At 52.9% G+C, this 23,816-nt stretch carries 20 protein-coding genes and 1 pseudogene; 8 read left to right on the top strand and 13 right to left on the bottom strand.

Annotated features, from left to right (window positions below):
• The first annotated feature begins 338 nt into the window (after positions 1 to 338).
• The 4 genes from bchI (at position 339) to H6F94_RS09400 (ending at position 3,688) form a co-directional block, all read left to right on the top strand.
• Positions 339 to 1,430, top strand: a complete 1,092-nt coding sequence (gene bchI / locus H6F94_RS09415; RefSeq protein WP_190801986.1) for a magnesium chelatase ATPase subunit I — start codon at positions 339 to 341, stop codon at positions 1,428 to 1,430.
• Between the two features lie 27 nt (positions 1,431 to 1,457).
• A complete protein-coding gene (locus H6F94_RS09410; RefSeq protein ID WP_190801985.1) occupies positions 1,458 to 1,958 on the top strand; it encodes an AAA family ATPase in 501 nt (166 codons plus the stop codon).
• 224 nt (positions 1,959 to 2,182) lie between these two features.
• Positions 2,183 to 3,157, top strand: a complete 975-nt coding sequence (locus H6F94_RS09405; RefSeq protein ID WP_190801984.1) for a sensor histidine kinase — start codon at positions 2,183 to 2,185, stop codon at positions 3,155 to 3,157.
• 78 nt (positions 3,158 to 3,235) lie between these two features.
• On the top strand, positions 3,236 to 3,688 hold the full coding sequence (locus tag H6F94_RS09400) for an SRPBCC family protein (protein WP_190801983.1): 453 nt from the start codon (positions 3,236 to 3,238) through the stop codon (positions 3,686 to 3,688).
• A 34-nt stretch (positions 3,689 to 3,722) separates the two neighbouring features.
• Here the strand turns inward: H6F94_RS09400 and H6F94_RS09395 are convergent, their stop codons facing one another.
• The 3 genes from H6F94_RS09395 to H6F94_RS09385 form a co-directional block, all read right to left on the bottom strand.
• Positions 3,723 to 4,058, bottom strand: a complete 336-nt coding sequence (locus H6F94_RS09395) for a hypothetical protein (protein ID WP_190801982.1) — start codon at positions 4,056 to 4,058, stop codon at positions 3,723 to 3,725.
• Positions 4,059 to 4,070: 12 nt separating this feature from the next.
• Positions 4,071 to 4,454, bottom strand: coding sequence for a hypothetical protein (locus tag H6F94_RS09390; RefSeq protein WP_190801981.1), 384 nt, complete (start codon positions 4,452 to 4,454; stop codon positions 4,071 to 4,073).
• 509 nt (positions 4,455 to 4,963) lie between these two features.
• Complete coding sequence (locus H6F94_RS09385; protein WP_190801980.1) at positions 4,964 to 5,110, bottom strand: hypothetical protein; 147 nt, start codon at positions 5,108 to 5,110, stop codon at positions 4,964 to 4,966.
• Positions 5,111 to 5,552: 442 nt separating this feature from the next.
• Between H6F94_RS09385 and H6F94_RS09380 the strand changes: the two genes are divergently transcribed.
• The gene (locus tag H6F94_RS09380) at positions 5,553 to 5,882 is read left to right on the top strand and encodes a histidine kinase dimerization/phospho-acceptor domain-containing protein (RefSeq protein WP_190801979.1); all 330 of its coding nucleotides are present in this window, start codon (positions 5,553 to 5,555) and stop codon (positions 5,880 to 5,882) included.
• A 321-nt stretch (positions 5,883 to 6,203) separates the two neighbouring features.
• Here the strand turns inward: H6F94_RS09380 and H6F94_RS09375 are convergent, their stop codons facing one another.
• The 5 genes from H6F94_RS09375 to H6F94_RS09355 all read right to left on the bottom strand — a co-directional run bounded on the left by H6F94_RS09375 (position 6,204) and on the right by H6F94_RS09355 (position 11,389).
• Positions 6,204 to 6,404: a hypothetical protein gene (locus tag H6F94_RS09375; RefSeq protein ID WP_190801978.1), complete on the bottom strand. Its 201-nt coding sequence runs from the start codon at positions 6,402 to 6,404 to the stop codon at positions 6,204 to 6,206.
• 1,191 nt (positions 6,405 to 7,595) lie between these two features.
• Complete coding sequence (locus H6F94_RS09370) at positions 7,596 to 8,348, bottom strand: Crp/Fnr family transcriptional regulator (protein ID WP_190801977.1); 753 nt, start codon at positions 8,346 to 8,348, stop codon at positions 7,596 to 7,598.
• Between the two features lie 242 nt (positions 8,349 to 8,590).
• Positions 8,591 to 8,746, bottom strand: a complete 156-nt coding sequence (locus H6F94_RS09365) for a hypothetical protein (protein WP_190801976.1) — start codon at positions 8,744 to 8,746, stop codon at positions 8,591 to 8,593.
• A 237-nt stretch (positions 8,747 to 8,983) separates the two neighbouring features.
• Positions 8,984 to 10,978 (bottom strand): molecular chaperone HtpG, encoded by a 1,995-nt coding sequence (gene htpG, locus H6F94_RS09360; RefSeq protein ID WP_190801975.1) that lies wholly within the window; start codon positions 10,976 to 10,978, stop codon positions 8,984 to 8,986.
• A gap of 186 nt (positions 10,979 to 11,164) precedes the next feature.
• Positions 11,165 to 11,389, bottom strand: a complete 225-nt coding sequence (locus H6F94_RS09355) for a hypothetical protein (RefSeq protein WP_190801974.1) — start codon at positions 11,387 to 11,389, stop codon at positions 11,165 to 11,167.
• 280 nt (positions 11,390 to 11,669) lie between these two features.
• On the opposite strand from H6F94_RS09355, the gene H6F94_RS09350 reads away from it, so the two are divergent.
• The 3 genes from H6F94_RS09350 (at position 11,670) to H6F94_RS09340 (ending at position 15,851) form a co-directional block, all read left to right on the top strand.
• Positions 11,670 to 13,406 carry a diflavin flavoprotein gene (locus H6F94_RS09350; RefSeq protein WP_199320317.1) on the top strand — a complete coding sequence of 579 codons (1,737 nt, stop codon included), beginning with the start codon at positions 11,670 to 11,672 and terminating at the stop codon, positions 13,404 to 13,406.
• A 26-nt stretch (positions 13,407 to 13,432) separates the two neighbouring features.
• Positions 13,433 to 15,154 (top strand): diflavin flavoprotein, encoded by a 1,722-nt coding sequence (locus tag H6F94_RS09345; RefSeq protein WP_190801973.1) that lies wholly within the window; start codon positions 13,433 to 13,435, stop codon positions 15,152 to 15,154.
• A gap of 202 nt (positions 15,155 to 15,356) precedes the next feature.
• Positions 15,357 to 15,851, top strand: a complete 495-nt coding sequence (locus tag H6F94_RS09340; protein ID WP_190801972.1) for a GNAT family N-acetyltransferase — start codon at positions 15,357 to 15,359, stop codon at positions 15,849 to 15,851.
• Here H6F94_RS09340 and H6F94_RS09335 read toward each other — a convergent pair.
• The 5 genes and pseudogenes from H6F94_RS09335 to hetR form a co-directional block, all read right to left on the bottom strand.
• A complete protein-coding gene (locus H6F94_RS09335) occupies positions 15,805 to 17,133 on the bottom strand; it encodes an FIST signal transduction protein (protein ID WP_313949254.1) in 1,329 nt (442 codons plus the stop codon). The two genes, H6F94_RS09340 and H6F94_RS09335, sit on opposite strands and share 47 nt — an antisense overlap.
• Before the next feature lie 114 nt (positions 17,134 to 17,247).
• The gene (locus tag H6F94_RS09330) at positions 17,248 to 19,668 is read right to left on the bottom strand and encodes a WD40 repeat domain-containing protein (RefSeq protein WP_190801971.1); all 2,421 of its coding nucleotides are present in this window, start codon (positions 19,666 to 19,668) and stop codon (positions 17,248 to 17,250) included.
• Between the two features lie 496 nt (positions 19,669 to 20,164).
• Complete coding sequence (locus H6F94_RS09325; protein ID WP_190801970.1) at positions 20,165 to 21,991, bottom strand: peptidoglycan D,D-transpeptidase FtsI family protein; 1,827 nt, start codon at positions 21,989 to 21,991, stop codon at positions 20,165 to 20,167.
• Between the two features lie 195 nt (positions 21,992 to 22,186).
• Complete coding sequence (locus tag H6F94_RS09320) at positions 22,187 to 22,930, bottom strand: hypothetical protein (RefSeq protein WP_190801969.1); 744 nt, start codon at positions 22,928 to 22,930, stop codon at positions 22,187 to 22,189.
• A gap of 345 nt (positions 22,931 to 23,275) precedes the next feature.
• Positions 23,276 to 23,816, bottom strand: a pseudogene (gene hetR / locus H6F94_RS09315) (heterocyst differentiation control protein); the annotation flags it as partial.

The raw sequence follows: 23,816 nt of genomic DNA, 5'->3' as shown, positions 1-23,816 counted from the left end.
AACCCTTTCCTTCTACTCCACTTTAACGTTACTGAAACCTTACTGAGAATTAAAACCAGGTTTACTGCTCGGCTTCCTCTAAGGATTGCTCTTCAACGACTCCTCAACCATTGGCGAGACCTGCCAAATGCTAAGCACACCTGAAATCCTAATGAGATCACAGAGATGAGATCGCAGCAGGGCTAACTCTCTACAAGCCTCTCTACAAGTGCAGCTCTTGAGCTTGAGCTGGGTAGAATTGCGAGACTGAGCTCAGCTCAAAGCAGGGACTGAACTCGTGGCAAGATAAGAGATGCCTGAGGGCATCCTTGCCACCCTTTCTGAGATTGAGGCCTGCTGTGACAACCCCTGCCCTTGCCCAACGCGCTGTTTTTCCTTTTACGGCCATCGTCGGCCAGGAAGAGATGAAGTTGGCGCTGCTTCTCAATGTCATTGATCCCAAAGTCGGTGGGGTAATGATTATGGGTGACCGGGGTACCGGCAAATCAACCACGATTCGTGCGTTAGCGGACCTGCTTCCCGAAATCGAGGTGATCGCCGACGACCCCTTTAATTCCAGCCCTACCGATCCCGAGCTGATGGGTGATGACGCCTACACTGCTACTGGGGAACGAAGAATTGCCAAAAAACAGGTCCCTATGGTGGACTTGCCTCTGGGCGCAACCGAAGATCGGGTGTGCGGCACGATTGATATTGAAAAAGCGCTGGCAGAAGGGGTCAAAGCCTTTGAACCTGGCCTATTGGCTAAAGCTAACCGGGGCATCCTTTATGTTGACGAAGTCAACCTACTTGATGACCACTTGGTAGATGTGCTGCTCGACTCGGCGGCCTCCGGTTGGAACACGGTCGAGCGGGAAGGGATTTCTATTCGTCACCCAGCTCGGTTTGTGCTGGTCGGCTCCGGCAACCCAGAAGAAGGAGAACTGCGGCCCCAGTTGTTAGACCGCTTTGGCATGCATGCTGAGATTCGCACAGTTAAGGATCCGGTCCTGCGTGTGCAAATTGTGGAGCAGCGCACCGAATTTGACCAAAACCCGCAGTCGTTTTTAGATGCTCAACGCGAGGCTCAAATCCATCTGCAAGCGCAAATTGTTGAAGCACAAACGCGCTTGCCCTCTGTGACCGTGCCCTACGATCTGCGGGTCAAAATCTCTCAGGTTTGTTCTGAGCTAGATGTTGATGGCTTGCGCGGTGATATTGTCACCAATCGGGCTGCTCGGGCTCTGTGCGCCTTTGAAGGTCGTAGCGAAGTCACGGTTAGTGATATTAAGCAGGTGATCACGCTCTGCCTGCGCCACCGTCTGCGCAAAGACCCCTTGGAATCTATTGACTCCGGCTACAAGGTCGATAAGGTCTTCAACCGGGTGTTTGGCATTAGTGAGGCTGAGCTTGAGCAAAACGGTAGCGTGCCTGCTGCGGCTAGAGGTTAAGCTCTGCCCAGCTAATTACCCAGCCAATTGCCTAGCCAACTGATTATTCTGATTGGTCTGCCCGCCAGTGGCAAATCGACTTTAGCCCGGATGCTGCATGCTCAAAACTCGCAATGGTTGCTGGTTTCGACAGATGCGCTTCGGGCTGAGTTATTTGGCGACGAATCGACTCAAGGCCCGTGGAACTCTATCTGGAGGCAGGTGGAGCAGCGCTGGTATCAGGCGATAAAGGATGAAGTGGGTGTCATCTACGATGCGACAAATGTGGTGCGTCGCCAGCGTCGCGGCTTGATTGTTCAAGCCCGAAATTTCGGATTTGAGGGAGTGCTGGGCTGGTGGTTAGATGTGCCCCTGTGTCTCTGTCTGCAACGAAACCAAGACCGTTTGCGTCAGGTTCCTGAAGCAGTCATTGAGCGTATGCATCGACGCTTGAGTGGGGCACCCCCGAGTCTGGCAGAGGGGTTTGATGGTTTAATCCGCCAAACTAACCGATGCCAGGTAGACTCTGTGGAGCCTTCCAGCTTTTGAAATAGCACTAGATATAGCCGGTCAGAGGGGGGGATCTCCCCTTCTGACCGGCTTGACTAGGCTAGTACAATCTTCTTTTACCTCATCCTTGAGAGTGATTAACAATATGTATTTTTTGTATGAATTTGACGCAGTTTGTGGTCGAGGTCACAGACAGCTCAATTAGACTTTGAATTAGACAGGATTGCCCCATCCCTCAAGCGGTCGCTTCGGTCAGAGTGCAGATGAAGAGTCAACACAGCCGTCCAGAATCATCGGACTGCCAGATTGGTGTTTTCGCACCGGAATTTTCGGAGTCGTCCTCACCCGAGCTGAGTGGCTCAGGTTTGGCCGGAATCGATCGGCAGCTCATACGTCACCCCGCTTTAGAGGGCAATCCTTGGGACCAAGTTGAGCGTTTGCGTGAGCAAATGGCTTTGATTCGCCTGAGGCTGAGCCACTGCGAGCAGGAATTGGTGTCTGCGCGTCAGGCCGCACAAGAATCAGAGCGAATTCGCAACGAATTTCTGGCCAATATTTCTCACGAACTGCGAACGCCGCTCAATGGCACGATCGGGCTATTGAAGTTAGTTCTGGACGGTATGACCGATGGCAGCGAGGAGCAGAGCCAGTTTATTGAACAGGCCTATCAATCCTCGTTGCGACTGCTGGAATGTATTGCTGGCGTGCTGGATTTAGGGAATCTAGACGCTGGTAATCTGAAATTGCATACAGGGCCAGTGAATCTGCGCGAACTGTTAACTGAAGTGGAGCGGATTGTTCGCCCTCAAGCTGAACATAAGCGTCTGGAATTGGTGGTTGAACACCCCAATCTTAAGGACGAAATAATTTTGCAGGGGGACCACCATCGACTGCTGCAAGTGCTGCTCAACCTGGTGGGGAATGCGGTTAAATTCACGCCTGAGGGAAGCATTCGCATCAGCCTGAATGTGGGTTGGCAAAGCGATCTGCTGACGCTCTACATTTGCGATACCGGTATTGGCGTTCCTTTAGAACGCTCTGAGCGTTTGTTCCAACCGTTTTATCAGGTGGATGGCGCTCGTACGCGGCAATATGGCGGCTTGGGTCTCGGTCTGACGATTAGCCGTCAATTGATGGAGGCGATGGGGGGCGAGGTGCATTTTTACAGTTTGGGTGAGGGGCTGGGTTCGACTGTGACGGTGCGCATTCCGCTTTACCACCGACCCGTTTTAGTTTGAGTTTGCGTATTGAACTAGAGCAAGCTGGCCTGGGAAAGGCAGGAAAAAGCACTTGAGAAAAACCTTGAGAAAAAGCCCTTGAGTCGTCAGGTTTTTGAGCAATCGATTCAGATTGCGGCTCCGGCAACACTGGTTGAGCGATGCATTACGGAGCAGGCTCTAATGCATCGCTGGCTGAATCCGGCTTTGCGCTGCGAACCTGTGGGTCAATGGAGCACTGAAGTGGGGACTCGCAGCCGTTTTGTGGTGCAGATTCCGATCTTGAAACCCACGTTGGAAAATGTCGTACTAGAACGCGAACCGGGTCTAGTGGTTTGGGGATTCCAGGGTTTTTTTAGTGGCTGCGATCGTTGGGAGTGCCAGCCAGAGGCCAGTGGTACGTGTCTGCTCAATCGTTTTGAGTTTGAAATTCCCAATCCGCTGGTGCGTTTTGGCTTCAACACCTTTGCGGCTGCTTTGACTCAGCAAGATATGCAAGCCCAACTGCGCCGGTTAAAACGGGTTGCGGAAGGATTATTAGCAAAGCCCTGATTGAGTTATGCCTGACGAGATTAGCTATAGGGAACTAGCAATTGCCAGCGCGGCGCAAAGCAGTTCGAATTAAGGGAGGGGTCAGGTTATAGAGAGTAACCGGGGGAGAACCTGAGCTAGAGGGCACTAACATTTTCTCGACCCAACGGTTGGCTTCTAAAGTTGGCAGTAAGCGGCTCACGTCTGATTCCTGTAAACCACCATGGACGACGATAAGGGAAATGGGAATGCGGGCCTTGAAGCTGCGCGGCTCGGTGAGATTGGCGATTACTAACAAGATAATTTTGGATTGAGCGGGCAGGGTTAAATCCCGGCTGATTGTGTCCCAGAGGGCAAGGCGAATTTGGGCGGGGGAGAGATTAGAGGTCATGGGGCTTAGAGATTAGAGAATGGGGGTATAGAAACTGCGCAGGTTGAGGTTGAGATCGAGTTGTGCTTTGTGTTGCTGCCAGAGGCAACGCAGGTAGGCGATGGTGTCTTGGGGATAGTTGAAGCGTTGAGTTTCGGTTTTGAGCAGTTGGCCTAGGGTTTGCAAGGCTTGATGAGTTTGGCAGGTGCGGATGGCTGCGATGCAGGCTTCGAGCCAGCAGGCGAGTTGGCGATAGCTGATAAATTGACCACCGCGATCTTGGCGATGCACAAACAAGACATTGGCCCACTGCTCGAAGCGCAGAATTAGGCTTTGAGGAATGCCTAAGTAGTTGGCGATATCGGTAGCCAGAATTTTGAGCTGACGCGGATTAATGACAGCAGAAAGATGGCGCATGGGAATGCGGGTTGTAGAAGGGAACCAGTAGTGTTGCACCGGGCGGGGAAACCCCGCCCCTACGAAATTCGTTGTTGAAATCGAGGGGTTGAAAATCCTGCGGCTTCGGGTATCAGGTAGGGGCGAGGTTGCCTCGCCCTTGCTAAGGGAAGGTGCCGTAGGTGGTGAGGTTTTGGTTTAAAGAATTGGGGGGTTAGGGGGGCCTTCAATGCGGTTGTGGGTAGGGGCGAGGTTGCCTCGCCCTTACCGGGTGTTACCGCTAAAGAGTTAGCCACCCTCTGGTTTGACATAGCAAGCCGGGGTGGCTAATGAGGTGTTAAAATCACCTGTCAGCCGCCTGACTGTACATAGAACAGTTGGGGGGTTAGCTATCCAGAAGTTGCTAAGGCTTTTGGGTAGCGCATAAGTTTTTGGTCGGCTTTTTCGTAAGGCAAATGCTCCTTTGAATAATTGAGATATTAACTTACCAGAGTCACTGGTCAGATGCAATAGCTTTCTATTGCGGTTGCTTAGCTTGCTTGTCGATAGCTCGAAGGAACGGTGTAGAAGTGCCGCAGAACCCGGTTAATAACTGCATCTACCTCCTCCGGAACATAGGGCTTGCGCAAATAACCTTTGCAGCCAGCGGCTAGGATGCGTTCTCGATCACCCGCCATTGCTAGGCACTGCGACCGCAACAACCGGAGTCGAGCTGGTTCGAGGGTCTAATCTGAGGCGACGCATCCCCCAAAGCCATTCATTAAATCGGGAAAAACCTCTCAATCCCTCAATACTACTTGAGGTTTTGTGAGAACTCACAACTTTACTAAATGTGATGGCTGCCACGAGCATTAAAAAGTAATCTCAAAAATTTTAGCTAAGACAAAGCCAGTACAAATAGTTGCCTAAGGTAAACAATCTGTAGGCTTTTCTTCCATCTTTCACAGAGCAGATATGTTAGTTCAATTAATCAGAAGTATCGGCAATAACCTGGGCTTTCCAGTACTTAGAAGGTTATTAATCAGTCCGCTCACAAGGTCAAGCTAAAAACCCCTCCTTGGGTTATAGCCTTTTTCTTAGAATCGCTTAGGATCTTGAGAGAACAAAGAGCATTTTCAGATGGATCATTTGCAGTTCACTACTCAAGACAGCCGCACGGTTGCTACCTGGGCTGAAGACCCGCAGCAAGGTACTGCCTCCTCTGATTGCAGCCGGAGCTGTAGTTGTGGAAACGCGATAGCAAGCAACATCAGCGATGAGCTTCTGGCAACTCTTGGTCACCAACTGCGAACGCCCCTGACTACAATGCTCGGCTTGACTCAGTTGCTGCGAACCCGCAACCTGGATGAGGCAACTGCTGCCCGTGCCCTCGAAATGATTGAACGCAATGCTAAGTGGCAGGCACAGATCATTGAGGAGCAGTTGAAAGTGCTGCGCTCTAAAGCTTAGAAGTATTCCCTCAGCCTCTACAGTCTTTAACTGGTTGCAGCTTTTCTGGCAGGCTGCCTTGACTGATAGCTGGTAAGTGGCTGTTGCACAACCCTTCGCAGCCCAAAAATCAAGCTAAATCCCCCTCAAACTAAAAGCTGTCGCGCTGAAATCAAGTTAAAGCGCGCTGAAACCTAGTTTTGTCGTGCTCAAACCTAGTTTCAGCGTCCGCAAACTAAATATTGTCGGGATGAAACTAAATGTCGTCGCCCTCAAACCTAGTTTCAGCGGCCTCAAACTAAACAAAAGCGCTATTCACCCAGTCACTGACGCCAACCATGACTACCACACCCTGTGCCTGGGGAGTGGCAAGATGTCTTCGGGTAATACTTGCGTAGCTTCAATCCTTGCGTCATAGCTGCGGTAGTCTCCCTCCGCTAACGTCACTGCTTTGACCTGCCAGTAGTCAGTTTCGCTGCCATACACCAGATAGTCCCCTGTTTTGGGCAATTGCTCCACCGTTAAAACTTGATCGGAGGGCACATTCAACCACGACCTTGTCTCCCCAAGCTTCCTTGGGAAGAAGCTGACATGGATTTTTGGCATTTAGTCCGGGCTGCTCCCATCCCTGTTCATCTCTTGCCAGCTCTCATAACTACCGGGACGTGCGACTTTAATCAGTAACACTGACACATGTCCTTCTGTTTCAATGTATATCTGATTATTAAGAAATTATATAACCCTTGGGTCAGTTTTGTCTTGTGTGATACAGAGCACGCTTGCCTTTAGGACGCACTTGGCTCCCTCCCGCTCAGTTAGCTTAGAGTCGGCTCAGAGGCTGCCTGAGAAGTATCACGCCTTACTCAGTAAGCCCCTCTACCCCCCAATTCTGGGGGGAATCAAAGCAAAAGTCCCCCAGAGTTGGGGGATTTAGGGGGCTAAATATAGGGGCACTCAAAGAGGGCACAGGCACTCTATACCTGCGCCCTCTTTGAGTGCCCATAAAACTCCTATTTATCCTAAATCTTTTTATCCTGCATAACAGACAGCTAAATCAGCCTTGCTTGCAGATACAGTCTAAGCAGAATAGTGTTCAGGAGAATTAAGCTGAATGCTCTTGAAGGTCTTCTTCAAGCAGCAATACCGTTGTCTCGTCTCCTATTCTGCCAAAATCCGGTTCTGGCCCTAGCTCCATCCTCACCGCATAAGACCAGGTTCCCATATCTGGCTGGTAACTTTTGATTATGCCTACACCTCCGATAAAACATACGTTTTGCCCTTGCTTAAATCTAGGTCCTGCAATTCGTACGTTCTGCGCTTGCTTAAATATAGGTTCTGCAATACGGAGGCTACTCATTGGTTTCCCCACATTAGGCTTGCTTAGTAGATGGGACAAACTTGTAGAAGTCAATCTAACAATCTCAGGCTAAGTTGTGAATCTACTTGTTGCAGTTTAAGCGCGGGTTGGATTTTGTTCTCCCCCTCAGAAGTTGTACTTTGTTTAAGAAACGTGTGGAGCTATGGGCATAGAAATTTTGAAATGGGGATCGTAATAAAAAACACGTTCCGTACTGAGGTTTTGGCCTCAGTTTGAGCGTATCTCGGTACCCTTCCCTCTTCTTACAAGCTAACGAGCCATGACTTGGAAGCAACTAAATCAGGACCAGCAATCGGCAGAACCAGCAGGGTCTGGGCCTGCTGCCATAGAAGCTGAGAAAGAAGCGGGGAAAGACCTCAAGCCAAGGCTTGCTGACTATTTCTGATCGCTTGATTGTCCCTAGACAACCGTTGTCTAGGGACAATCAAGCGATCGTATTCGTCTTTGACGGTCCTGAAACACTCACAGGCAAACTCTTCCAGTGCAGGCAAGTCGAGGATGTGAACGCTGCCGCGACCATATTGAATAAACCCACTTTCCTGAAGCTTTTGGGCTGCTTGAGTAACTCCAGCTCGGCGCACGCCTAGCATCTCGGATAGAAGCTCATGCGTCAGCCTCAGATTTTTCTTGTCAACGCGGTCATGCGCTTCTAGTAGCCAGCGTGCCAAGCGTTGCTCCAAAGGGTGCAGGCTATTGCAGGCGGTGGTCTGCGAAAGCTGTGCAATCAGGGCTTGAGTGTAACGTAACAGCACATCGCGCACTGCCTTATTGCTATCGAACTCGTCCAGCAACACGTTTGCGTTGATCTTTATTGCGTTGCCTGGAAGCTGTACAACGTAAGCGGTTTGCGTGGTTGTGCATCCGCCCATGATCGCATTGATGCCAATCACGTCACGCTTGCCCGTCAGCCCCGTTTCAGCTGTCCTGCCATCACTCATGGTGATCGTGATTGAGAGGCCGCAATCGATGGGGAAATAGAGAGCCTGGATAGTTTCACCAGCCTCGTGAAGCCTGGTCCCCGCTTGCAGCGCGACTAGCTGCAGGTGAGGGGCTAATCTCTCCAACACCTCTTGGGGCAAGGCGGCAAGCAATCGGTTTTCAGTAAGCATGGCAACATTTAGAAAATCACCAGTTGACCCTGTGTGGAGTTTATCTAAAACAAAGTCTTAAAACCTCTCATAAAAGTTAGAGCTCGCTATCTCTCCCTAGGAAGGTTAACTGATTCTTTTACAGAGGATCAATAATGATTAACGGCTAAAATTAACGATCAAGATAAACAGCAGTAACGAATATTTTTGAGGCGATGTGTCCTTAGCACTTCATTCTCATCAATATGAGTTGATACGAGCTTTCACCATTTGAATCTTGATGGTTTTTTCTGCTCAAAAATAACCATCAGCACATCATTCATAACCTTCTCAAATTGTGGCAACCACTGATTTGCCGGAAATGAAATAATCGTTACCCAGCCTGCATTCTGCCTCGTCTCACTGACAATCAGCAGCACAAACTCAAAGAGAATAATTCACGCTGATACCCACTTACCTGCAATGAGAGCTACTCACAGAACCCCACCGCCTACAGCTTCTCCCTTTGCTAAGGGGAGGTTAGGAGGGGTCAATCTGTAGCGATTCAAAGGTGAACTGGTATTAGCCAGAGATCAAAAAACTCCCAAAGAAAAGAGCACCCAGTTGGGTGCCCTCATGCTTATAGATTGAATTGAGCTGGATACAGTGCTTTAAGCTCAGCCATTCGCCGCCTTAGCGGTTAGCTGGGTTAGCACCTGATTGGAGCGCTCTAGGAACGTGCGCATACCATCCGCATCGAAGCCCTTTTGCGCCATCAGAGCCAGGTCATAGATGTGATTGCAAATCAAGGAAACCAGCTCTTGATTGGGAGAACTGCCTTCGCCGGTAATCACACTGCCCTGGCTGAGCGTGGTCAGGTGTTGCACTAATGGGTGGGCTGTGTTGATCAGCAACGTGTGTTCTTCGGGGAACTCCATCGTCTTCTGCATCATCAAGGCATTCATTTCCTGAAGACGACGCAGCGCTTCCGGCAGCAGCACCATTGCTGGAACTGACTCCGATTTGAGTGCTTCTGTACGGATCACCAGCTTCGGCTTATTCAACGTATCTCTGAATAGCTCTTGAAGCTGTTCACTGCGTGTTTTGTTGGTGCGCGGATCAACCAACTCCGTGTTGTTGTCTTTGTTGATCAGGCTCTCATCAAGATCGGCATCCACACGCGAGAATTTGACATCGCTGTACTCGCGCTCCAGGAAGCCCACAAAGTGCGAGTCAATGAACGAGTCCATAAACAGGACTTCCAATGCCTGTGAAGTATGTAGGGCAATGTATGTCGCCTGATTGGTCTCGTCAGTGCTGTAGAAAATCCGGTTTTCATGGCGCGTTTTGTTGCGCTCCAGATAATCCTTGATCGTGGTGTAATTGCCTTGAGGACTGGTGGTTATGCCGTTAGATTCGCTAGTAGACGAACCAGGTTTAACATCGCTCCAAGCATCATCCTCACCCTCGACTTGCACCTGAACCGGAGCCGCCTCTGCCTCTGAGGGTTCTACTTTAGCGGTAGTGCGATAGACCAGGATGTCTTCGACTTGCTTTTTGAACTTTTCGTCGTTAATCGAGCCGAACTTAATGAACGTGCCGATGTCTTGCCAGCAGCGAATATATTCTTCGCGTTCATCCCGGTACAGTTCCTTGATCCGGTCCCCAACTTTCTTGGCGATGTAATCGGCAATGCGACGCACGGTGCGGTCAGCTTGCAAAAAGCTCCGCGACACGTTCAAAGGAATGTCAGAGCTGTCGATCACACCGCGCAGAGGCAACAGAAAACGGGGAATGACTTCCTCGCAGTTGTCGCTGACAAACACTTGATTGCAGAACAGCTTGATCTGACCCTTCGTGACATCAACGTCGGGCTTTAGCTTCGGGAAATACAGAATGCCCTTCACAATGAAGGGATAATCCGTGTTTAGGTGAATCCAGAACAGGGGTTCTTCCTGGAAGGGATAGAGATAGCGGTAGAACTCTAGATAGTCTTCCTTGGTCAAGTTGCTAGGCGACTCATTCCAGATGGCCCGCTGCTTATTGACCACTTCACCATTGAGTTTGATCGGCACCGGAATGAAATCGCAATAGGTGCGGATCAATTGGCGAATGCGTGATTCTTCGAGATACTCAGCTTCCTCATCCTGTAGGGTCAGGGTGACTGTCGTGCCTCGACTATCGCGCTGAGAATCAGTAATCGAAAATTCAGTGCTGCCATCACAAGACCAATGAACGGCCTGAGCGCCTTCACGGTAGGACAGCGTGTCGATTTCAACCTGGGACGCCACCATAAACGAAGAGTAGAAGCCCAAGCCAAAGTGACCGATGATTTGCTGATCGGTGCTGCCTTTGTACTTCTCGACAAACTCTTCAGCGCTGGAAAAGGCGACCTGGTTGATGTACTTCTTGACCTCATCGGCAGTCATGCCAATGCCAGTATCTGTAACCGACAAGGTCTTTTTGTCTTTATCAATCGCAATGTTGATTTCGGGGGTATCGACCTCGCCGCTAAACTCACCCGAAAAAGACACCATCTTCAACTTATTGATGGCATCTACACCGTTAGAAATTAGCTCCCGCAAAAAGATCTCATGATCTGAATAGAGCCACTTCTTGATAATTGGGAAGATATTTTCAGTATGAATACTGATTGTGCCCTGTTCCAGCATAGCGGCAGTCCCAGTCCATCATCGGTTGGATTTTTCACCGTCCATGATGCCCGACCGTCGCCCAGAAGGCACACGGTAAGCCGTACTGATTAGGGTCGGTTTTCCGGAAGGGAGGCCGAGAAGTCTCCCTTCCATTCGCTAAGCTTAAATAGGTCCCTTTAATCAGGTCCCTGAAAACAGGTCTAGTTATTTACCTTGTTGCGTTGCCGATACCCGTTGCAGCAAGGTCGCAGATTGAAGCAGGTGATACATCGCTGTAGTCACTGCCTGCCGGTCTCGGGTGTTGATCAAGAGAGACAGTCGGCGTCGAATATCTAATAGCAGTTCGCGGTCAGTATCGAGCTGCTCGGACTGCACAGACGAAATCGTGGAGGGGAGCTTGGAAGAAGCCGCTGAAGGTTGAGTTGCCATAGAAAAATCACCGATGACTGGTTGTGAGGACCAAACGAACCACGAGCGTCGAAGACACCCTGACGTACCGGAACCCTAGATTTAGTGTTTTCTGAGATTGGCTAGCCCCTTTCTACTCCAGTCCTCTGGTTTTGACAACTAATCTCTCGCAATCTTTCTAAACTCAGCCATCGCATTTTCTAATTGGACTGCTGAACAAAAAAGGACTAAGTTGAAAGCAAAGAAGGTAACAGTTCTCAACAAACCTTCTTGATAAATCTTTGGAACTGAGGCAAGACTGATGGTTTCACTGATCGCTCAGCCACAGCAGCGTAACGTCCAGGTTTTACCGATTGGTATTGACACAACCGTGTTGCGCTGTCGCAGCTTGAAGCGCATCAAGTTTGAGATTGAGTACGCCCTGCAACACGGCACCACCGCCAATTCCTATCTGATTCGCAGCGCTGATGGCAGCCTGACCCTGTTTGATCCCCCTGGCGAGACCTTCACAGCCCTGTTTCTCGAAGCCCTGCAGGAGCGGATAGACCTGGCCCAGCTGCGCTACCTGATTTTGGGACATGTCAACCCAAACCGCGCCCGTACTCTAGAAGCCTTGTTGGCCCTGGCCCCTCAAGTAAAAATTCTCTGCTCAGGACCAGCCGAACAATCTCTGCGTGAGCTGTTGCGGGAGTTGCCCCAACTGCCTGAGATTCAAGCGGTACGTGGTGATGAAGTTCTGGATTTAGGTGAAGGCCACAAGCTGAAATTTATCCCGGCTCCCACCCCTCGCTGGCCCGATGGTCTGATGACCTTTGATCCGCGCACACGCATCCTCTACACCGACAAGTTCTTTGGCGCACACCTGTGCACAGATCAGGTCTTCGATGAAGGCATGACCAGCTTCGAGGTCGATTTGCGTTATTACTTTGACTGCTTGATGGCGCCGCATGCCAAGCGAGTCACGCAAATCTTGGATCGCATTACTCCCTTAGAAGCCACGACTTACGCCACCGGGCATGGCCCTCTGAGCCGCTACAACCTGCATGAGCTGACCAATCGTTACCGAGGCTGGCTGAACGAGCAAAACAGCCGTACCACCAGCGTGGCCTTGCTCTACGCCTCGGCCTATGGCAGCACTGCCACCCTGGCTCAAGCGATTGCTCAAGGCATCACGCGCACCGGCGCTGCCGTAGAGATGATCAACTGCGAGTTTGCTGACTCGGAAGAAATTCGCGAAGCCATTGCGCGTTCGGCAGGCTTTATTATTGGCTCCCCAACCCTGGGCGGTCATGCTCCCACCCCTGTACAGACGGCCCTGGGCATTGTTCTGGCCACAGCTCAGAAGAGCCAACTGGCAGGCGTGTTTGGCTCCTTTGGCTGGAGCGGTGAGGCGATTGATCTGTTGGAGAGCAAGCTTCAGGACGCTGGTTTCTCCTTTGGCTTTCCGCCCTTGCGCGTGAAGTTCAAACCGACCGAGGTTGTTCTCAAGACCTGCGAAGAAATTGGTACTGACTTTGGCCAAGCGCTACGCAAGACTCGCAAAGCCAAGCAAGGCCGGAAGCCCGCAACCGATACCGAGCAGGCAGTGGGCCGCATTTCCAATGGCCTCTATGTGGTAACTGCCAATCGCGATGGCGTGCGCAGTGCCATGTTGGCCTCCTGGGTGGTGCAGGCGAGCTTTAGCCCCCCCGGTTTGACTATTGCCGTGGCCAAAGAGCGGGCAGTCGGCTCTCTGATGTATCCCGGTGACCGCTTCGTGCTCAATGCCTTGGCCGATGGCAACCACATTGGCTTGATGAAGCATTTCCTCAAGCCCTTTGGCCCTGGCGAAGACCGCTTTGCAGAGATTGAAACCCAAGAGGCAACAAACGGCGCACCGATCTTAAAAGATTCGTTGTCCTATCTCGAATGCACCGTGACTCAGATGATGGAGTGCGGCGATCACTGGCTGCTTTATTGCACAGCCGATACCGGCAAAGTTTTTGATGAAAAGGGCCGAACTGCGGTTCACCATCGCAAATCTGGTAGCCACTACTAACCCCGAGCTGGAGAGGATGCAACATCATGGTGATGCTGACTGATAAAAAGAGCCTCAAAACGGTTCAGGTTGCAGAAATTGGTGTCGCAACCACAGCGTTCCGCTCCCAGGATTGGGACCGCGAACGGTTTGATATTGAGTACGCCCTAGAACATGGCACCACATACAATGCCTTTTTAATTAAGGGCGAAAAAGTTGCCTTAATTGATACCTCCCACGAGAAGTTTCGGGAGCCTTTTTTGGCTTCGCTCCACGAACAAATCGACCCGGCTCAAATTGACTACATTATTGCTAGCCACACTGAGCCGGACCACAGTGGCTTGATCGGCACGCTATTAGAATTAGCACCGAATGCTACAGTGGTTTGCTCCAAAATTGCGGGGCAATTTCTGGAAAACATGATCCACCGACCCTTCAAACTACAGGTCGTGAAGGGCGGTGACAAATTAGATTTGGGCAATGGCCATTGTCTAGAGTTCATCATGGCCCCCAATTTGCACTGGCCAGACACGATCTTTACCTACGACCCAGCCAGCGAAATTCTCTACACCTGTGATGCTTTTGGTGCCCACTATTGCAGTGAGCGTCTGGCAGATGATGACTTGGCCGAGTTTGAAACTGACCTGCGCTACTACTACGACTGCTTGATGGGACCCAACGCCCGTTCGGTTCTGACTGCGCTCAAGCGTATGGAGCCGCTCAGTATCAGTATGTTGGCCACGGGACACGGCCCCCTGATCCGCAACAACGTGGTCGAGGTAACTCGGCGCTATCGCGATTGGAGCCAGAAGCAAGATCAGGCCACGACTACAGTTGCAGTCTTCTACATTGCAGACTACGGGCACAGTGCGTCCTTAGCTCAGGCGATTGCCCACGGGATCAGCAAGGCCGGTGTGGCTACTGAGATGATCAATCTAGGCTCCACTGATGACCATGAGATTCAGGCGGTGCTCAGCCGGGTAGCGGGTTTTGTGTTGAGTACCCCGCCTGCTATGGGCGAGGGACCCAACCTGGCTTATCAAGCGCTCGGCAGCATTCTGGCGGCAGGCAATAAAAAGCAACTGGCGGGCCTGTTCGAATCCTGCGGTGGCCAGGACGAATCCATTACCTTGATTGCCAACCAACTCAAAGATGCTGGCTTTATCCAGGCATTTGAGCCAATTCGCATTGAAACCGAGCCCTCCAACGCCACGTTGCAAGTGTTGGAAGAAGCCGGGACTGACCTGGCTCAAGTACTCAGCCGCGATAAGCTGATCCAACAGTCAAAGTCCCTGAGCCATGACCTAGACAAGGCCGTGGGCCGTTTAGCCGGTGGGCTTTACTTGATCACGGCTCGTCGGGCTGGGGTCAGCAGTGCCATGATTGCCTCCTGGGTGTCTCAAGCCAGTTTTGAGCCTCTGGGTGTCAGTATTGCTGTGGCTAAGGACCGTGCTATTGAGTCGCTGATGCAGGTTAACGACCGCTTCGTGCTTAACGTGCTCGAAGAAGGCAACTATTTGCCGCTCATGCGTCACTTCCTGCGTCGATTTGCACCCGGAGAAGACCGCTTTGCTGGCGTAAAAACCTATGAGGCCGCCAATGGTAGCCCGATCCTGGCCGAAGCCCTGGCCTATTTGGAGTGCCAGGTGCAAAGCCGAATGGAGACAGCCGACCATTGGATTGTCTACGCCGTGGTGGAGTCGGGCAAGGTCTCGCACCCCGAGGGTTTAACGGCTACGCACCACCGCAAAGTGGGTAATCACTACTGATTGCCGATCAGCTCCTGTTCCTCTCCCTTTAGGCTCCTGCAAGTGATTCAGACTTGCAGGGCTTTTTCTTGCAGGGCTTTTTGATTGTGGGTTGAAGCGGCGAGCAGCCGTTCGATTCAGATTACTCAGACTATTCAGATCACGATGGAGCAGGCATGATGAGGAAACTGTTTGCTCAGTGCTTGCCATTATGTCTGGTGCTATGTCCGCTACTTACACGCTTCGTCCCGCAACGCCCGATGATACCGAGACTATCTTTCACTTAATCAAGGCATTAGCGGCCTATGAAAAACTGTCTCATGAAGTCACCGGCAGCCTGACGCAGTTGCATGAACACCTGTTTGGAGCCCGAGCTTATATTGAAGTGATCCTGGCGGAAGTAGAAGGCAAAAGCGTTGGCTTCGCCTTGTTTTTTCACAACTATTCCACCTTTTTGACCGCACCCGGCATTTACCTCGAAGACCTATTTGTTGAGCCGGAGTATCGAGGCTTAGGGCTTGGCAAAGCGCTGCTGACCCACCTGGCACAGCTGGCCGTAGAGCGAGGCTGCGGTCGCCTGGAATGGTCGGTGCTGGATTGGAATGAGCCTGCAATCGGCTTCTACCAGCGCTGTGGCGCGCAGATCATGAATGAGTGGCGCATCTGCCGCGTCACAGGTGAGTCGTTGGCTCGTCTGGCTCAGGCGCCGCTGGGCTGAAGATACCGAAGACAGAGGTAAAGCCATGTAAGAACGTGGTGCCTCCTACTGGACCGATTTCGCCGTTACAGAAAAAGCCACCAAGCGGCACATCCTGGAAATGACGGCTGAACAGGTTCGAATCGAAGTCAACTTCGTCGTAGAGCTCAGCGCCCCGACCGACGCAAGAGAACATCAGAGCGCCTACCGGCTCCCGGTCAGAGCGACTCCGCAAAAAGCGGTTGAGCACTAACTCAAGATCTTCCGCTGAAGTTCGGGCGTCGCGCAGGTGAAACTGAATGCGCTGACCAGGGCGAACCCGATCGGCTATCGCCAAAGCTCCAGATCGCGGGTCCACCCCCATCAGGTTACGAATCAAAAAATCGCCATGCTCCAGCTTCAGCTTGAAGGGGTCTGTGGCCACACCAACGAACAGCGCTTGCTGGGCCAATTGCCGGTCTGCCTCGCTGAGAGATGCTACCGTCTCCTGCAACACTTCCAAGGGAGAGCGACTATCGAGTTTGACAATGATGTTGTTGCGCTCAACTTCGGTGATTTGAAGCGTCTCACCAATCGGACGACAGCCCTGAGCGACCACAGACTCAACAGCAATATTGCCGGTCAAGGCCAAGCCTAGAATGCCGGTGTGCTCTAGCCGGTTATAGAACAGCCCATAACTTTCGAGGGCACGACCGCCGCTGGCTAAGCCGCCGACCTTAACGGCACTGGGATAAGCGAAATCGAGCCCCTGCAGGAGGTCAGTCACCGCTGAACTAGGAGAGGCTAGCAGGATGAAATGAGGCTGGTCACGGGGAGGCACCCCCACTAGCTCAACCCAACGCTCCGGTGGCGAGTCGAGGTCAGGCAGGGTTTCACCGCTCAGATAAAAAGGCGTTAGGTTGACTTCAGGCAGATGGGCGAGGGTGAGGGAGAGCGCCGGTTCACCCTCGATTTCGTGACCTGCACCCAAAACTCCAGAACCAGAGCAACCAAGCAACAGAGTGTCGGGGAAGCGCTCTTGCAGCAGAGGCAGCAGGCGAGGATAGTCGCTGCTAAACGTGTTGGAGACGAAGAATAGCCCTAAGTGCGGGGGAAAGGGGCCTAAGTCTTGTTGGGCCTGGTCAGCAACTTCGGCAACAGCCGCCTCAAGGGATGCACGTTTGGAGAGTGCACAGGCCCAGTGCATTTGGGTTGCTGCACCAGGATCCCTAACGGTTGCATCGGCTCTTGGGTTGTCCATGTTGTCCTCATTAGAACCATCGGCCCAGTTCATAAATGTTAAACGATCATGAGTGATGGCCATCCGGGCCTTTCTTCAGCTGGCCTAATCACTCTGCATCAAACTGGGCTTCTGGTCAGCTGCTCAGTGACTAGTGAGCAACTGCTGAGCAACTACTGAATCACTAAATTAACCAAACTAACTGCAAATCAACTGCTGGTACTCTTGCTGCGATAAGCCCAGAAACTGTTGGCACTCCTGGGTGGTGAGCGAGCGAATCCGGTAGGGACGGGCCAGCTGCCACAAGCCCTCAACCGTTGCGTACCACAAGCGTGCTGTCTGGTCAGAACTGGTCGTCAGGACTAGCTGACCATCAGGGCTCCAGCTGGCGTGAACCACAGCGCTCTGATGTCCCTGGAGCTGGGCTAGCTCCTGTCCCTCGCGGCGCCAGATCCGGGCTGTATGGTCGTCGCTCACCGTGACAACCTGTTGGCTATCAGGGCTCCAAGCGCCGTAGCGCACGACATCCTGGTGTCCTTGCAAACAGGTGACTAAATTGCCCTCAGCATCCCAGATCCGGGCCGTGTGGTCAGCGCTCACGGTCAAAATCGCGCTGCCATCGGGGCTCCAGGCTCCATGTAGGACAGAATTCTGATGACCTTGTAAGGTACTCAGGGCGGTGCCAGTGCGGTCCCAAAGTCGAGCGGTGCCATCAAAACTGACAGTCAAAACTCGCCTACTATCCGGGCTCCAAGCTCCATGCCAGACCGAACCTTGGTGGCCATGCAGTTGGGTCGCTGCCTGTGCTGGGTTGTGCAGATGCCAGAGACGAGCCGTGTTGTCCAAGCTGCTGGTCAGGATTTGTGCACCATCGGGACTCCAGGCTCCGTGCCAGACCGAGGCTTGATGGCCTTGCAATTGGCAGAGTTCTTGGCCTTGTCGGGTCTCCCATAGCCGTGCGGTCTGATCAGCGCTGACCGTGAGGATCTGCTGGCCGTTTGGGCTCCATGCCCCGTTCCAGATAGGTCCCTGATGGCCGACCAGACGCAGTTGCAACTGACCAGTGCGGTCCCACAGGCAAGCTGTACCATCATCACTAACAGTGAGGAGCCGACTGCTGTCCGGGCTCCAACTGCCGTTCCAAATAGGACCTGTATGCTCGCTCAAAACTTGAATTAGGTCATAAGTCTGCTCTGAACTAGCCCAAATCTGAGCGGTTCGATCGTCACTGGTGGTCAAGAGCAGGCTGCCATCGGGGCTCCAATTGCCTGTCCAAACTGGTCCCCGGTGCTGATCGAGCAGCGCCACTTCCTGGAAGGCGGCCTCCCACAAACGCACATTGCCATCATTGCTCAAGGTTAGACAGCGGTCCCCGGCTGGGCTCCAGGCACCTCGGTTGACCCAATCGTGATGGCCGTGCAGTTCTGCTAAGGCTTGGCCGGTCTCGTCCCAGAGGCGAGCTGTGTGGTCGTTGCTGACCGTCAGAAAATGGCTGCTATCGGGACTCCAAATGGCTTGATTAACGGCACCTTGGTGAGCCTGAATCGTGGTTCGCAGGCTACCATCTGCTTCCCAGAGGCAGACGGTGCCATCGGCCTCTGCGGTCAAAATCGTTGAGCCATCACTGCTCCAAGTGGCATGGGAAACCAGATCGGAGTGGCCTTGTAGAACGGCTCGCTCCTCCCCAGCCTCAGACCAGAGGCGAACCGTGCAGTCCTCGCCAACCGTGAGCAGCCGTCGCCCATCGGCGCTCCACTCTGCATAATTAACCGCAGCTTCATGGGCAACTAAAACCGTGAGCTGGCCCTGCTGAAGATCCCACAGCCGAGCTGTGTGATCGGAGCTGACACTCACTAGCCGCTGACGACCCGGTTGCCAAGCTAAGTGCCAGATTGCCGCTTGATGCCCGGTTAAGGTCATGGTCTCCTGGCCCTGGGAGTCCCAGAGTCGGATGCAGCGATCGCTGCTGGCTGTTGCTAACCCTTGGCCATCGGGGCTCCAGATCCCGCAGTTTACCGGGCCTCGATGCTGCTCCAGACAACGGTAAAGCCGACCACTACGATCCCACAGCCGGGCCGTGTGATCATCGCTCACGGTCAGGATTTGCTGAGCGTCAGGGCTCCAAGCTCCTTGCCAGACTGCACCCTCATGACCAGTAAGAACGGCAAGCGCCTCCCCAGTCACACCATGCCAAAGTCGGGCCGTGTGATCGTTGCTAACCGTCAGGATCAGTTGACCATCAGGACTCCAAGCCCCCTGCCAAACCTGATTGGCATGACCACTGAGCTGGGCACGCAAACGGGGACCCGCGAGAATACGCCGCAGGCTGTTTTGGGCCTCAATGCTGGGATAGACCTCTAGTGCTGCCATCGCCACTAGAAACGCAATTTGCCAATCCTGCGAGAGCAAAGATAGTGCTCGCAATGCCCATTCTCGGGACATCGCTTGCTTGCGGCGCTGCTCACTCTGCTCTAGTTGCCAGCGCAGTTTGGCTTCCCGTTCTTGAGCTTGGTTGAGGGCTGCTTGCCAATGGTCCTGTAGCTTTTGGTCTGGTTGCTTTTGGTCTGGTCGCACTTGATCTGACAAAGGCTCAAAGGGAGATTGGTTGGCATCATGCATGGGCTGGTCTTCCAAACCGCAGTGCAATTGCTCTGCTGTGATTCAATCGTTGAGGACTTGGCATTGGAAGTTCTAAATCAACAGGAACGACACAAGGAGAGACACATTTGCAGCGGCACTTTCGGAATGGGGCAAATTGCAATAAGCCGAGCAGTGGTCTTAGCTCTAGCTGTGTAACCTATGAAGCTGGGTATAGCTCTAAAAGGAGAACAGGTCAAATTTTGCTCTTCTAATCACGCTGCAGAAATAAGAATTCCCAGAAATGAGTAATGATCGTCACTAGCTTGTTAAGTGATTTTCCTAACACTGCTCGGAGAAATTTCTGTAGTTCTTACGAGGAGCAAAACTGGAAACAAGTTTGAAACGCTGCCGTTAACTTGGTTTGAAATTAGCTGGAATATTTGTGTCGTGATGTTAGATCGGCTAAATGCTCTCAGTAGTTGGCAATCATTGACGATGGGACGATGAACTATTAAGAGTTGAAAAGCCAAAGCACTTAAAACTGGCTTTCAGCGCCCGTCTCATCGGCACTAATTTCATCAGCGCTAATCTCATCAGCCCTAGTTGTATCAGAGTTAGGTGCATTAGGGCTTGCCTCAGGCGCAGAGGCTGCTGTCGGTTTAGGCGCAGTAGGGGTAGGAGCAGCGTTAGAAGGCGGGGCGGGGGCAATTCCTTGCACTGCTAGAATTTGCTCCAATACAGCCTTAGCGAGTGGTGCTGCTACCGTAGAGCCGGAGGCATCATCGCCTTGCGGTTCGTCGACTACAACCAAAATGGCAAGGCACGGTGCCTCAATGGGAAGTAACCCGACAAAACTGACAATCGGTGCTGTCCCATATTGGCCGTCCGCGGTTGCCTTTTGTGCGGTTCCCGTTTTGCCTGCCAAAGAATAACCCGGCAAGCGAGCGCTCTGCCCAGTTCCCTGCTCGACCACGGCTTTCATCATGGCCATAACGGCCTGGGTCGAAGTGGGTGAAAAGATTTGTCGGGCTGGTGGCTCCTCCGGCTGCCAATGAGTTGGCCCATCGGCCCGACGCAAACCCGTCACTAAATGAGGGCGTATGAGCCAACCGCCATTCGCTACTGCTGCTGCCAACTGGATCAGTTTGAGCGGAGACAACTCCAAGCCTTGGCCAAACGCGGCGACAGCTGGTTCCAGTCCTGAGTTCAAAAACTCCTCAGCAGGCTTCAATTGACCGGTTGTTTCCAGGGGCAGGTCAACGCCGGTCGGCTGCTCTAAACCAATCCAGCGCAACCAACTATAATAAGTCTCTGGCTTCAGACGTTGCATGATGCGCACCATACCGACATTGCTAGAGCGGCGCAGAACGTCGGTGAGGCTCGAAGGCCCAACCGCTCCAGCTGTGGCATAGTCAAAATTCTCGATTGGCTCTCCTGCAACGGTCATTCGGCCACTGTCCTCTACCTGATCGCTGGGCTGAATGGCCCCTGCTTCTAGCGCAATTGCCAGGTTGATGGGCTTGAAGGTAGAACCGGGCTCGAACAAGTCGGTAGCCGCCCAAGTCTTGAACTGTTCAACTGCTGCGTCGTAGTAATGATTAGGGTTGTAGGTGGGTTCGCTGGCCAGTACCCGAATTTCGCCCGTCAGCGGATCCATGACGATGACACAGCCCCGCTTGGCCGCATATTGAGTCACGGTCTGGTGCAGCAAATTTTGAGTGAGGCGTTGCCAGTTGAGATCCAGGCTGAGCTGCAGTTGGCTGGTGTCAATCCGACTAAAACCGGCTGGTAAGCTAGCGCTCTCCAATAGCCCCTGCCCGGTTTGGCGCGCCTGGATCTGGGGGGCGGGTAATTGCAACAGGGCCGCTTGGCTGAGTTCGAGACCCGCTTGGGCTTGGTGGTCTAGGTCCACGTACCCCAGAGCTGTGGCAGCTACCTCGCCGTTGGGGTAGCGCCGCCGCCATTTCGGCACCAGTTCTAGCCCCGCCAGTTGCAGCGCGGCGATGCGTTTAGCTTGGCTTTCCGAGAGGGTTGAGGCCAAGGTTAAGGTCGTTTCCGGTTGCTGCAACTGAGTGCTCAGCTCTAGTTCAGAACGGTTCAACAAGGGCGCTAAAACACTCGCTAAATGGGCGAGGGCAGCGTGAAACAGTGGTGGGTGGGCGTAGAGGGTGTAGACTAATTCGTCCATCGCCAGCACTTGACCCTGCCGATCCACGATGGGACGACGGGGGGTTAAGGTTTGAAGGCTGGCCGTTTGTTGAGCTTGAGCTTGACGACGTAGATCTGAAGCCTGGAACCCCTGAACCTGGACCAGCCGCAGCACCAGCACCGTGACAGCCAGCATCAATACTGCCCAGGTCACGATTAAGCGGGCCGCGAGCAAGCGGGCTGGACTGAGGGATCTCTTGAGGGGCCGCCTGAGAGACGCAGGCGTCGCTAGACTTCTGGCTTCTCTCCTTGTTGGGGAGTGAGGGGATCTGGATGGACTTCGGCGTCGCCTAGATGGCGTTGATCGGCGCGGAGCGCGCAAGGGCTGTAAAGCAGAACGCATAAAACCTTAGCAACGCAGAGCGGATTGAGGCCCCAGCGTGAATTGCCGCACAATTGGTTCCCCTGAACCGGCGGGCAAGACAACGACCTGGATCATTTGCCCCGGGGAGCCGTTGATCACTAAACCTTGAGGGCAGATGCGGCTGGCTTCGGAGGCCGAAGCGAGAGGGGGAACACCTGGAGTGGCTGAGCCAGAAGCTGCTTCGGGGGCTTCAGAACTGCTAGATGGCGATTCAGGTGCTTGACCGGGTATTTGGCCAGGTATTTGGCCAGAAGTTTGGGCAGATCCGGCTGTGATCCCCAGTTGGGCCAAGCGAATCACTTGAGCAGAGACGCCTGCCTGAGCGAGTGCCTGCACCAGACTGCGGGCGTTATTTTCCTGCGCAAAGCGCCCAGCTTGAACCACACTGCGCCCCCCCAATTGCGTGGCAAAGGCGTCAGGAACCAGAGTGCGAACTCGGCTGAGCAAGGCCCCACTGGCAGCAGGAACGTAAACTAAATACTGCCCTGCCTCAGTTGAACGCTCCGGTCGTCGGAATTCCAGCTCAATGGGACGAGTGGGAGCTGGGAGGGGCGGGGGCAGTGTATTGGCAGAGGGAGTCTGCGCGGCGAGGCGAAGGGAGGGCGGCGAAACCAGTGCGCCCAACTGCACGCTCAAGCTGGTCTGCGCTAGTACCGGCTGACTGAGTAAGGCGCAGCTTAGACTGTGAGCCAATAACCAGTAACCAGTAATTTTGATTTCCTGCAACACTGCGCCATCTCCCAAGCTTTTTGCTTAACTAGCGAACGCTGCCTCGACTGTTGTGTACTAAAGGCATCCAACTTGATGCTCGCGCTAAATCTAGAGATTCTCGGACTCATCTGGGCAACAAAAACTGGGCTCAGCCAGAGCGAACATAAGCAACTGCTAAGCAACTAGTTGGCTTTAATCTCAAATTAGAGGTTGATAGCGTGCTAGCACTAGAACTAGCTAATAGAAATCATAAGAGCTAGCACTCTTAAGGCTAATTCATTATTAAGTAGACAAAAACTTGGGCTGTTGGGCTGCAATAACGAGCCAGAAACGAGCGATAGCCTAATAGGCTGTAAATGAAGCTTATTTTTCACCAAAAGCCATTTGGATAGTCATGGCTTTGCTGCCTGCTTGATGATAACGATTAGCCCAGGAACGGACCAAGATATCGAGCTCATTCATAGCTTCTTCGAGCCGCTCTAGAGGCACATCTAACTCTTCGATAATGCGCATGGTGTGAGGAGAACGATTGGCCCACTCTTTCATCAGGCGGAAGTAGTTAGCCGTGTCTTCAACGGAGGTAAAGACCCGTTCTTCGAGTCCTTGAGGGGCATAGGAGGCTTTGAGCAGAGCGAACAGAGGCAAGCCCCAAGCATTCTCAATCTTGAGCATGGTCTGCGAGTGCAGCAAACGACTGATGATGTGCTCCTCCACTGCATCGCTCAACGGCACCCGCTCTGCTGCTGGCAGTTTGGCCTGAGACCACTGGTGCAAGGCTTCTAGTAGATCTCTCAGCTGAATGGAGTCGATGAGTTGGGCATCGGGGAGGTTAGCGGGCAACTTCTGCTCAATCTCCCACCGCTGCCGCGCACTCAGCTGCCTTGCTTGCCACCGAGGACTGCCC

The sequence above is a fragment of the Leptolyngbya sp. FACHB-261 genome (genome assembly GCF_014696065.1).
Classification (GTDB): Bacteria; Cyanobacteriota; Cyanobacteriia; order FACHB-261; family FACHB-261; genus FACHB-261.
The sequence above is the reverse complement of the archived record's forward strand: the minus strand, read 5'-3'. Positions and strand labels throughout refer to the sequence as shown.

What these genes read in the sequence shown, in the direction of transcription:
- H6F94_RS09345 (WP_190801973.1), top strand. Translation starts at nt 13,433, where the DNA reads ATGGTGATGCTGACTGATAAAAAGAGCCTCAAAACGGTTCAGGTTGCA.
- htpG (WP_190801975.1), bottom strand. Translation starts at nt 10,978, where the DNA reads ATGCTGGAACAGGGCACAATCAGTATTCATACTGAAAATATCTTCCCA.
- H6F94_RS09395 (WP_190801982.1), bottom strand. Translation starts at nt 4,058, where the DNA reads ATGACCTCTAATCTCTCCCCCGCCCAAATTCGCCTTGCCCTCTGGGAC.
- H6F94_RS09380 (WP_190801979.1), top strand. Translation starts at nt 5,553, where the DNA reads ATGGATCATTTGCAGTTCACTACTCAAGACAGCCGCACGGTTGCTACC.
- H6F94_RS09355 (WP_190801974.1), bottom strand. Translation starts at nt 11,389, where the DNA reads ATGGCAACTCAACCTTCAGCGGCTTCTTCCAAGCTCCCCTCCACGATT.
- H6F94_RS09405 (WP_190801984.1), top strand. Translation starts at nt 2,183, where the DNA reads ATGAAGAGTCAACACAGCCGTCCAGAATCATCGGACTGCCAGATTGGT.
- H6F94_RS09350 (WP_199320317.1), top strand. Translation starts at nt 11,670, where the DNA reads ATGGTTTCACTGATCGCTCAGCCACAGCAGCGTAACGTCCAGGTTTTA.
- H6F94_RS09330 (WP_190801971.1), bottom strand. Translation starts at nt 19,668, where the DNA reads ATGCATGATGCCAACCAATCTCCCTTTGAGCCTTTGTCAGATCAAGTG.
- H6F94_RS09385 (WP_190801980.1), bottom strand. Translation starts at nt 5,110, where the DNA reads ATGGCGGGTGATCGAGAACGCATCCTAGCCGCTGGCTGCAAAGGTTAT.
- H6F94_RS09370 (WP_190801977.1), bottom strand. Translation starts at nt 8,348, where the DNA reads ATGCTTACTGAAAACCGATTGCTTGCCGCCTTGCCCCAAGAGGTGTTG.
- H6F94_RS09335 (WP_313949254.1), bottom strand. Translation starts at nt 17,133, where the DNA reads ATGGCCATCACTCATGATCGTTTAACATTTATGAACTGGGCCGATGGT.
- H6F94_RS09390 (WP_190801981.1), bottom strand. Translation starts at nt 4,454, where the DNA reads ATGCGCCATCTTTCTGCTGTCATTAATCCGCGTCAGCTCAAAATTCTG.
- H6F94_RS09340 (WP_190801972.1), top strand. Translation starts at nt 15,357, where the DNA reads ATGTCCGCTACTTACACGCTTCGTCCCGCAACGCCCGATGATACCGAG.